Source organism: Streptomyces sp. WMMB 714 (assembly GCF_900090125.1).
Classification (GTDB): domain Bacteria; phylum Actinomycetota; class Actinomycetes; order Streptomycetales; family Streptomycetaceae; genus Streptomyces; species Streptomyces daqingensis.
In genome coordinates this window covers 24,257-34,359 of the sequence record NZ_FMHJ01000022.1, presented here as the reverse complement: position 1 = coordinate 34,359, position 10,103 = coordinate 24,257, and the positions used below count along the sequence as shown (strand labels likewise).

General features: G+C 71.3%; 8 protein-coding genes. 1 reads left to right on the top strand and 7 read right to left on the bottom strand.

The genetic code is table 11. The features are described from left to right. Window positions 1-335 precede the first annotated feature (335 nt). The 3 genes from proC to H181DRAFT_RS27845 form a co-directional block, all read right to left on the bottom strand. Window positions 336-1,145: a pyrroline-5-carboxylate reductase gene (gene proC / locus H181DRAFT_RS27855; RefSeq protein ID WP_045867230.1), complete on the bottom strand. Its 810-nt coding sequence runs from the start codon at window positions 1,143-1,145 to the stop codon at window positions 336-338. A 113-nt stretch (window positions 1,146-1,258) separates the two neighbouring features. Continuing rightward, window positions 1,259-1,996: an ABC transporter permease gene (locus H181DRAFT_RS27850; RefSeq protein ID WP_045867224.1), complete on the bottom strand. Its 738-nt coding sequence runs from the start codon at window positions 1,994-1,996 to the stop codon at window positions 1,259-1,261. Window positions 1,997-2,062: 66 nt separating this feature from the next. Continuing rightward, window positions 2,063-2,860, bottom strand: a complete 798-nt coding sequence (locus H181DRAFT_RS27845; RefSeq protein ID WP_045867223.1) for an ABC transporter ATP-binding protein — start codon at window positions 2,858-2,860, stop codon at window positions 2,063-2,065. 735 nt (window positions 2,861-3,595) lie between these two features. Between H181DRAFT_RS27845 and H181DRAFT_RS27835 the strand changes: the two genes are divergently transcribed. Beyond that, window positions 3,596-5,113, top strand: a complete 1,518-nt coding sequence (locus tag H181DRAFT_RS27835) for a SulP family inorganic anion transporter (RefSeq protein ID WP_045867229.1) — start codon at window positions 3,596-3,598, stop codon at window positions 5,111-5,113. 231 nt (window positions 5,114-5,344) lie between these two features. Here the strand turns inward: H181DRAFT_RS27835 and ilvD are convergent, their stop codons facing one another. From ilvD to H181DRAFT_RS27815, 4 genes are all read right to left on the bottom strand, one after another. Further along, window positions 5,345-7,189 (bottom strand): dihydroxy-acid dehydratase, encoded by a 1,845-nt coding sequence (gene ilvD / locus H181DRAFT_RS27830; protein ID WP_045867221.1) that lies wholly within the window; start codon window positions 7,187-7,189, stop codon window positions 5,345-5,347. 261 nt (window positions 7,190-7,450) lie between these two features. Next, entirely contained in the window at window positions 7,451-8,065 is a 615-nt protein-coding gene (locus tag H181DRAFT_RS27825; protein ID WP_045867220.1) for a TetR/AcrR family transcriptional regulator, read from the bottom strand. Further along, window positions 8,062-8,907 carry a sugar phosphate isomerase/epimerase family protein gene (locus H181DRAFT_RS27820; RefSeq protein ID WP_074468086.1) on the bottom strand — a complete coding sequence of 282 codons (846 nt, stop codon included), beginning with the start codon at window positions 8,905-8,907 and terminating at the stop codon, window positions 8,062-8,064. The genes H181DRAFT_RS27825 and H181DRAFT_RS27820 overlap by 4 nt, the downstream gene beginning before the upstream one ends. Window positions 8,908-9,064: 157 nt before the next feature. Next, entirely contained in the window at window positions 9,065-9,997 is a 933-nt protein-coding gene (locus H181DRAFT_RS27815) for a Ppx/GppA family phosphatase (protein ID WP_045867218.1), read from the bottom strand. Window positions 9,998-10,103: the final 106 nt, after the last annotated feature.

The window sequence follows — 10,103 nt, the reverse complement described above, 5'->3', positions numbered from 1 at the left end:
TCCGACTCTATCAGACTCTTGATCCGACTCGTTTCCGAGCAGTGGACCGGTAAATCCGATTTCCCCGGCCGGCGGGGGGCGCCTTCCGACGCAGCCGCCACATTAGTCGCCATCCCCCAGCGACTCAAAATCGAGCCACCCGAAACACCCACCGAACCGATTCCATAAGCCACACAAGGCACAACAAAACCAGCCCCGCGAACCGGGGAGACAAACAAACCCAGAGACTGCCGACGAACGGCAAGAGCGCCACCACAAGCACCACGGCTTCGCGGCAACTGTTCGAGCTTACACCACGCCCGGAGCCACCCCAAAACAGAGCCCCGGGCCCGCTCTCAGCCCTTCCCGGACGCGAGTTCCCTGCTCCGGTCGCGTGCGGCTTCGAGTGCGTCCAGGACTGCGGCCCGCACACGGTGGTTCTCCAGCTCCCGGATGGCGTTGATGGTCGTGCCCGCGGGGGACGTGACGTTCTCGCGCAGCGTGACGGGGTGGTCTCCGCTGTCGCGCAGCATCGTCGCGGCTCCGACAGCGGCCTGCACGATCAGGTCGTGGGCCTTGTCCCGCGGGAGTCCGAGGAGGATGCCGGCGTCCGTCATCGCCTCCACCAGGAAGTAGAAGTACGCCGGGCCGGATCCGGAGAGGGCGGTGGCGGCGTCCTGCTGGCTCTCCGGGACGCGGAGGGTCTTGCCCACGCCGTTGAAGATCTCCTCGGCGAGCGCCAGATGGGCGTCCGTGGCGTGGGTGCCCGCGGAGACCACCGACATGGCCTCGTCGACCAGGGCCGGGGTGTTCGTCATGACCCGGACGACCGGTGTGCCGTGCTGGAAGCGCTCCTCGAAGAGGGAGGTGGGGATGCCGGCGGCGCCGCTGATGATCAGGCGCTCCGCAGGGGTGTGCGGGGCCAGCTCGTCGAGCAGGGGGCGCATGTCCTGCGGTTTGACCGTGAGGATGAGGGTGTCCGCGCTCTTGGCGGCCTCGGTGTTGCTGACGGCCTCGACGCCGTACCGCTCCCGCAGTTCCTCCGCGCGTTCGGGGCGGCGGGCGGTGACCATGAGACGGGAGGGTGACCAGCCGCCCCGGAGCATGCCGGAGAGCAGTGCCTCACCGATCTTTCCGGTGCCGAGGACGGCGACTTTCTGGGTCATGGAGCGGTTCACCTCGTCCAGTGCGTACGCGTGCTCCGCTCATCCTCGCACCGGTGCGGGGGCCGCAGCCGGAGCGTCCGGCTGGTGGATGCCCGGCCCCGCCCCGGTCGGGGTCATGCCGTGCGGCGGCGGAGAGTGGCCGCTCCGAGGCAGAGGACGAGGAGGGCCGAGCCGCCCACGATGGCTGCGTCGCGCACGAAGTCGCCAGTGGGGTCCGAGTGCTGGAGGACTTCGTTCATGCCCTCGACGGCGTAGGACATCGGCAGCACGTCGGACACGTACTCCAGGACGGGCTGCATGGTCTCCCGCGGCGCGAAGAGGCCGCACAGCAGGATCTGCGGGAAGATCACCGCGGGCATGAACTGGACGACCTGGAACTCCGACGCCGCGAAGGCGCTGACGAAGAGCCCGAGCGCCGTGCCGAGGATCGCGTCGAGCAGGGCGACGAGGAGCAGCAGCCAGGGTGAGCCCGCGAAGTCGAGGTCCAGCAGCCAGACGGCGACGGCCGTAGCGACCGACGCCTGGACGACGGCGAGGACGCCGAAGGCGAGCGCGTAGCCCGCGATCAGGTCGCCCTTGCCGAGCGGCATCGACAGCAGGCGCTCCAGCGTGCCGGACGTGCGTTCGCGCAGGGTCGCGATCGAGGTGACCAGGAACATCGTCACCAGCGGGAAGATGCCGAGCAGGGAGGCCCCGATGCCGTCGAAAGCGCGGCGGTCGGCGTCGAAGACGAAGTAGAGGAGTACGAGCAGCAGTACGGGGACCAGCAGCAGCAGGGCGACCGTGCGGGGGTCGTGGCTGAGCTGGCGGAGTACGCGTCGGGCGGTGGCGAGGGTGCGGGAGAGCTTCATGGCTGGGCTCCGGGCGGAAGGGATCGGGGAGGGCGGGCCGTGGCCGCGGGCGGCCGGGGCTGTCCGTCAGGGGGTGGCGCGGTCGGCCTCGCGGGCCGCGTCGACGAGGTGCAGGAAGGCGTCCTCGACCGAGCCGGTGTGCGTACGGGCGCGCAGGGCGTCGGGGGAATCGGCGGCGAGGAGGCGTCCGGCGCGCATGAGCAGGAGGTTCTGGCAGCGGTCGGCCTCGTCCATGACGTGGGACGAGATCAGGAGGGTGGTGCCGCGTTCGCCGGCGAGGCGGTGGAAGAGGTTCCACAGGTCGCGGCGGAGGACGGGATCCAGGCCGACGGTGGGTTCGTCGAGGACGAGCAGTTCGGGTGAGCCGAGGAGCGCCACCGCGAGGGAGACGCGGGAGTGCTGGCCGCCGGAGAGGTTTCCCGTGAGGGAGTCGGCGTGCGGGAGCAGGTCGACGTCCCGGAGGGCGCGCGTGACCTGGTCGGTGCGTTCGCGGCGGGGGATGCCGAGGACGGCCGCGTAGTAGTCGAGGTTCTGCCGGGCTGTCAGATCCCCGTAGACCGAGGGGTTCTGGGTGACGTAGCCGACGCGGGAGCGCAGCTGCCTGGAGCCGGCGGGGCGGCCGAGCACGTCGAGGGTGCCGTCGACCTTGGCCTGGGTGCCGACGATCGCGCGCATGAGCGTGGACTTGCCGCAGCCGGACGGGCCGAGCAGTCCGGTGACGGTGGCGGGCGCGACTTCGAAGGACAGGTCGTCGATCACTGTGCGGCCGCCGCGGACGACGTTGAGGCCGTCGGCCCGGATGGCCGGGCCCTTCTCGGTGGGTGGAGGGGAGGAGCCGGGTGTGCCGGCGGGCCCGGACCGCATGTTATTCATCATGTGATGAATTGTGGGCCGCGAGTAGTGGACCGTCAAGAGAGAACGGGAGCCGGGTCGGCGGCAGGGCCTGCCGGTCTCGGCCGCACATGGCGTGAATACGCCTTCGAGGCATCGCTTTTCACTCACAGTGCATGTGCCGACTTGCAAATCCACCTCGCCGACTGGACACAATGAGGCTTCCTGTACAGCGAGCTCGCCGAGGGAGCTGCGATGCGGCCGAGCAGGCACGCCGGGCGGACACTCATCGCCGCCGTCGCGCTGCTGTTCGCCACGCTCCTGATCGTCGAGACCGCATACGCGCAGGTCGCCCCGGAGATCACCCAGCCCGCCACGTCCTTGTCGCAGCAGATGCCGTCCGCCGCACCGCACTCCGGAACCGGAGAGGACGACTGCCGGCCGCGGCAGACGGCGCGCCACACGGGGCACGCCCCCGCGTCTCCCGTGCCGCCAGGACAAATGTGCGGTTGCGATTTCCGTACGGGACAGACGCATGCACCGGCGAGTCCGGTCACCATGCGTGACGCCTCCCGGGCAGTGAGATCCACAGCCCTGCCGCTCATGCACCGGGCGTTGCGCTGCTGAGCTGCACACCGCGCCGACAGGCGTGAGTCAGCACAGGCAGAAGCCGTCCACACAGGGCGCCGGTGAGCGCCCTGGTCCCCCATGCAGCGAACGATCCCCGCCCCGCACGACGACGTGCGACGTGGCGGGCTGGAGGCGTACATGCGTTTCGAACCGAGAACCCGCGGCACTCTGCGGGCCGACATCACCGCGTCACTCGTGGTCTTCCTCGTGGCGGTGCCGCTCTGTGTCGGCGTCGCCGTCGCGTCGGGAGTGCCGGCAGAACTGGGCCTCATCACAGGGATCGTGGGCGGTCTCGTCACCGGTTTCCTGCCGGGCAGCAGTCTGCAGGTCAGCGGGCCCGCGGCAGGGCTGACCGTACTCGTGTACGAGGCGGTGCAGGCGTACGGGACGGGAGTGCTCGGCGTGCTCGTACTGCTGGCCGGGGTGCTGCAGCTGGCCATGGGGGCGCTGCGGCTGGGGCGGTGGTTCCGGGCGATCTCCGTCGCGGTGGTGCAGGGCATGCTGGCGGGCATCGGGCTCGTCCTGATCGCCGGTCAGATCTACACGCTCGCCGACGAGGAGGCGCCGGGCACGGGCGTCGGCAAGCTCGCGGGGCTCCCCGCTCTCGCAGGGACGGTGATCGGCTCCGCGACGGCTGCGACCGCCGCCGCAGTGGGCGTGGGAACGATCGCGGTGCTGATCGTCTGGCCCCGGTGGAAGCCGGTCGCGAAGGTGCTTCCGGCCCCGCTTGCCGCCGTGGCACTGGCGACGGCGGTGACCGCACTGTGCGACCTGCCCGTCGCCCGCGTACAGGTGCAGGGCCTGCTGGACGCCGTACGGCCGCCGCAGCCGGAGGACTTCGCCGCGCTCGCGTCGTTCGGCGTGGCCGCGACAGTGGTGGCGTTCGCGCTGGTGGCCTCCGCGGAGTCGCTGTTCAGCGCCGCCGCCGTCGACAGACTGCACGACGGTCCGCGTACGCAGTACGACAGGGAACTCATGGCACAGGGAACGGGGAACGCCGTGTGCGGTGTTCTGGGGGCGCTGCCCATGACGGCGGTGATCGTGCGCAGTTCGGCGAATGTCGCGGCAGGGGCACGCACCAAGCTCTCCCGTGTGCTGCACGGGGTGTGGCTGCTGCTGTTCGCAGCGGCACTGCCGGCGGCGCTCGGGGTGATTCCGGTGGCGGCGCTGGCGGGTGTGCTGATGCACGCGGGCTGGAAGCTGATCCCGCTGCGCGAGCTGGTGCCGCTGTGGCGGGAGCACCGTGCGGAGGCGGTGGTGCTGGGGGTCACCGCTGCCGCGATCTTCATCGTGAACATGTTCGAGGGGGTGCTGATCGGGCTGCTGCTCGCGGTGGTGAAGTCCGCCTGGGAGATCTCGCACGTGCAGATCGAGACGGACGACGCGGGTCACGGCCGGCCCCTGCGCGTCCAGGTGCTGGGCAACGCCACCTTCCTGCGGCTTCCCAAACTGCTGGACCAGTTGGAGGCGCTCCCCCAGGACCGCCGCGTCGAGCTGAGCCTCGCGGGGCTGCGGCACGTCGACCATGCCTGCGGAATGGCACTGTCCGCGTGGGAGGAGGAGCACAACGCGCGTGCGGGCGCGGCGGCCCCCTCGCCGTCGCCGCAGCAGCAGCCGCCCGAGCATCCGGCGGGGGCGGGGCGAGCGCAGGGGTGACAGCGGCCCGAAAGGGAGCGGGAGGCTCAGCGGCGCATCGCTGGGCGAAGGCCGGGTCAGCCGGCCTCGTGCAGCGCCTTCCGCTCCGTCGCGTCCGGACACGGCGGGAAAAGCGAAAGGGCGGATGTGCGCGCTCGTTCAGGGTTTCCCCGCCGCCGCGCGTGCGGCGGTCGGGGTCCCTCAGGGCCGCGCCGTCCTGCCGGACGGGCGTACCCGCCCCGCTGTCGCGGGCTACTGGCCGCCGAGCTGGGTCAGGTCCCGCACGGCGCCCTTGTCCGCGCTGGTCGCCATGGCCGCGTACGCACGCAGAGCCGTGGAGACCTTGCGCTCGCGGCCTCGCGGAGCGTACGTGCCGTTCAGCGCCGCCCGGCGGGCCGCCAGGACCTCGTCGTCGACCGCCAGCTCGATGGTGCGGTTGGGGATGTCGATGACGATCCGGTCGTCTGTCTCCACGAGCGCGATCGTGCCGCCGCCCGCCGCCTCCGGGGAGACGTGGCCGATGGACAGGCCCGAGGTTCCGCCCGAGAAGCGGCCGTCGGTGATGAGAGCGCACGCCTTGCCCAGGCCGCGGCCTTTGAGGAAGGACGTCGGGTAGAGCATCTCCTGCATGCCGGGGCCGCCCTTGGGGCCCTCGTAGCGGATGACGACGACGTCGCCCTCCTTGACCCGCTTGTTGAGGATGGCGTCGACGGCCTGCTCCTGCGACTCGACGACCACCGCCGGCCCGGAGAAGGTGAGGATGGACTCGTCGACGCCCGCCGTCTTCACGACGCAGCCGTTCTCGGCGAGGTTGCCGTGGAGGACGGCCAGGCCGCCCTCGGTGGAGTAGGCGTGCTCGATGTCGCGGATGCAGCCGCCCGCGGCGTCGGTGTCGAGGGAGTCCCAGCGTTCGGACTGCGAGAAGGCCGACGCCGACCGCACGCACCCCGGCGCCGCGTGGAACAGTTCGAGCGCCGTCGCGGACGGCGAGCCGCCGCGGATGTCCCAGTTCTTGAGCCAGTCGGCCAGGGACGGGGAGTGCACGCTCTGCACGTCCTCGTTGAGCAGACCGGCTCGGTAGAGCTCGCCGAGGATGGCGGGGATGCCGCCCGCGCGGTGCACGTCCTCCATGTAGTACGTGCCGTTGGGCGCGACCTTGGTCAGGCAGGGCAGCGACCGGGAGAGCGCGTCGATGTCCGCCATGGTGAAGTCCAGCTCGGCCTCCTGCGCGGCGGCGAGCAGGTGGAGGATGGTGTTGGTCGAGCCGCCCATGGCGATGTCGAGCGCCATGGCGTTCTCGAAGGCGGCGCGGCCGCCGATGTTGCGCGGCAGGACGGTGTCGTCGTCCTGGTCGTAGTAGCGCGTGGCCAGTTCGACGACGGTCCGGCCCGCGTCCTCGTACAGCGCCTTGCGTGCCGTGTGCGTCGCCAGCACGGAGCCGTTGCCCGGCAGGGCCAGGCCCATCGCTTCGGTCAGGCAGTTCATCGAGTTCGCGGTGAACATGCCGGAACACGATCCGCAGGTGGGACAGGCGCTGTCCTCGATGCGGCGCATGTCCTCGTCCGAGACGCTGTCGTTGGCGGACTCCGCGATGGCGCTGATCAGGTCGAGCTTGCGGACGGTGCCGTTGACGAGTGTCGCCGTACCCGACTCCATGGGCCCGCCGGAGACGAAGACGGTGGGGATGTCGAGCCGCATCGCGGCCATCAGCATGCCCGGCGTGATCTTGTCGCAGTTGGAGATGCAGATCAGGGCGTCCGCGCAGTGCGCCTCCGTCATGTACTCGACGGAGTCCGCGATCAGGTCGCGGGACGGCAGGGAGTAGAGCATGCCGCCGTGGCCCATGGCGATGCCGTCGTCGACCGCGATGGTGTTGAACTCGCGCGGGATGCCGCCCGCCGCCTTGACGGCGTCGCTGACGATCCGCCCCACGGGCTGCAGGTGCGTGTGGCCGGGCACGAACTCCGTGAAGCTGTTGGCCACCGCGATGACCGGCTTGCCGAAGTCCTCACGCGCTACGCCCGATGCCTGCATGAGGGCACGGGCGCCCGCCATGTTGCGGCCGTGGGTGACGGTGCGGGACCTCAGCTCGGGCATGATGGCACTCCACTCGTACGGTGCGTGCGCCTCTTGCGACGCACACGGGTGTCGTCCAGTGCGCGCTGCCGGGCTCGGTCTCACAGCGGACGCGGCGTCGCGCACAGTGCGCGGGCCGCGGTGTGGAGCGGCGAGGGCAGCTCACACGGTTCGTAGGTTCCCGAGAGTACGCCCCGGCGACCGGAATCTGGACCTTCGGACCACATCTTGAGACCGTACGACCGGTCGGTGGGCACTGCGTCCGGAGCGCCTCCCGGAGCCTCAGCCGGTCAGATGCCTCTGCACTACGGGCCCCAGCCGTCCGGCCAGCTCCTCGGCCGGCACCGAGGCGATGGGCTCCAGCTTGATGACGTAGCGCAGCAGCGCCGTCCCCACGAGCTGCGCGACGGCCAGCTCCACGCGTAGTTCCGCGTCCGGAGCGCCAAGACCGCCCGCGACGCGCTGCAGCAGGTTGCGCCCGATGAGCCCGCGGAAGATCGCCGCGGCCGTCTCGTTGGCGACGGCGGAACGCATGATCGCCAGCAGCGGGTCCCTCGTGACCGTGTCCTCCCAGATGCCCAGGACGTAGCCGGCGAGCTGCTCGCCCCACTGCTCGCGGGCACCGGACAGCAGGTCGGGGATGTCCATGGCGGGGGCGAAGGCCCCCTCGACCGCGGCGACGAAGACCTGCTCCTTGGTCCCGAAGTAGTGGTGGACGAGGGCCGAGTCCACCCCGGCTCCCCGCGCGATCGCCCGGACCGACGCCTTGTCGTAGCCGCTCTCCGCGAACTCGGCGCGCGCGGAGCTGAGGATCCGGTCGCGGGTGCCGGGCTCGCCGGCGGCCTTCTCGGCCGAGGCGGGGCGGCCGCGTCTGCGGCCCGGCGCCGCGGAGCTCACCGGTGCCTCTGCGGAGGCGTGCCGGTGCCGCGCACCGCGGCGGAGGCCAGATGGAGACGCGTGTAGGCCAGCGCCTCGGCCAGGTCTGTCTCCCGTTCGGCCGCCGACATGGCGCGGCGGGTGTTGACCTCGACGACGACGTGACCGTCGAAACCGCTCGCCCCCAGCCGCTCGAGGACCTCGGCGCAGGGCTGCGTGCCACGGCCCGGGACGAGGTGCTCGTCCTTGTTGGAGCCGTTGCCGTCGGCGATGTGCACGTGCCCGAGACGGTCTCCCATGCGGTCGAGCATGGCGAGCGTGTCCGCGCGCGACGTCGCCGTGTGCGAGAGGTCGATCGTGAAGTGGCGGTAGTCGTCCTGGGTGGGGTCCCAGTCCGGGGCGTAGGCCATCATCTCGCGGTCGCGGTACCGCCACGGGAACATGTTCTCGACGGCGAAGCGGACGTCCGTCTCACCGGCCATGCGCCAGACGCCGTCGACGAACTCCCGTGCGTAGTTGCGCTGCCAGCGGAAGGGAGGGTGCACGACGACCGTCGACGCTCCGAGGCGCTCCGCCGCGTGCCGGGCCCGCTGAAGCTTCATCCAGGGGTCGGTGGACCAGACCCGCTGCGTGATCAGGAGGCAGGGCGCGTGCACCGCGAGCACGGGGACCTCGTGGAAGTCCGAGAGCCGCCGCAGCGCTTCGATGTCCTGGCTGACCGGGTCGGTCCACACCATGACCTCGACGCCGTCGTAACCCAGGCGCGCAGCGATCTCGAAGGCCGTCGCCGTGGACTCCGGATAGACGGAGGCCGTGGACAGGGCGACCTTCGCATCGGGTACGCGCACCGCAGGTTGAGCCACAGCAGACAGCCTAAGGCTCCCGCCGAGTGATCAACCGGGCCTCGGTACGGCCCGGCTCCTCCGGACCCGACCTGGTCACACCGCCGGTCACCAGGCTCGCCGCGGCCGCCCCACGCCCCTGGGGCGCCGGGACGCGCCCCTGCGCCCGTGAGCGATCTCACGCCCTCCGGAGGTGGTCGAGCCGACGGAGGATCACACCCTCGCGGAGTGCCCAGGGGCAGATGTCCACTTCCCGCACGCGGAACAGGTCGAGCGCTCCTTCGGCGACGAGCGCGCCGGCCAGCAGCTGGCGGGCCCGCCCCTCGGAGACCCCGGGCAGCTCCGCACGCTCCGCCGCGGGCATGGCGGCCAGCCGCGGCACCCACTCCTCCAGCGAGCTGCGGCTCAACTGCCGCTTCACGTACGGGCCTTCGGCGGACCGCGCCGCCCCGCCGATACGGGCCAGCTGCCTGAACGTCTTCGACGTGGCCACGACGTGGTCCGGAGGGTTGAACCGGTTGAACTCCCCTGCGACGCGGGCGATTTCGGCACGGACGTGGCGGCGCAGCGCACGTACGTCGTCCGGCCCGGGCGGATCACCGGGGAGCCACGCGCCGGTGAGGCGCCCCGCGCCCAGCGGGAGCGAGACGGCCGCGTCGGGCTCCTCGTCCTGCCCGTACGCGATCTCCAGCGAGCCGCCGCCGATGTCGAGGAGCAGCAACTGGCCGCTGGACCAGCCGAACCACCTGCGGGCCGCCAGGAAGGTGAGACGGGCCTCGTCCTCGCCGGAGAGGACGTCGAGCTTGACGCCGGTCTCGTCGGCGACGCGGGTGAGCACGTGTTCGGCGTTGGGCGCCTCACGGACCGCGGACGTGGCGAAGGGCAGCAGGTCCTCCACGCCCTGGTCCTCGGAGACCTGGACGGCCTCGGCGACGGTCGCGGCGAGCCGGTCGACGCCCTCGGTGCTGATCGCGCCGTCCGCGTCGAGGAGTTCGGCCAGCCGGAGCTCTGCCTTGTGCGAGTAGGCGGGCAGCGGACGCGCGCCGGAGTGCGCGTCGACGACGAGGAGGTGGACCGTGTTCGAGCCCACGTCGAGGACACCGAGTCTCATGCGGAGCACGCTAGCCGTATACGCCGAGGGCGCGGTTACGCTGGGGCACGTGGGAAAGACGAAAGCGGCGAAGCACCAGAAGCAGGACGAGGCGGACCAGGTGGGG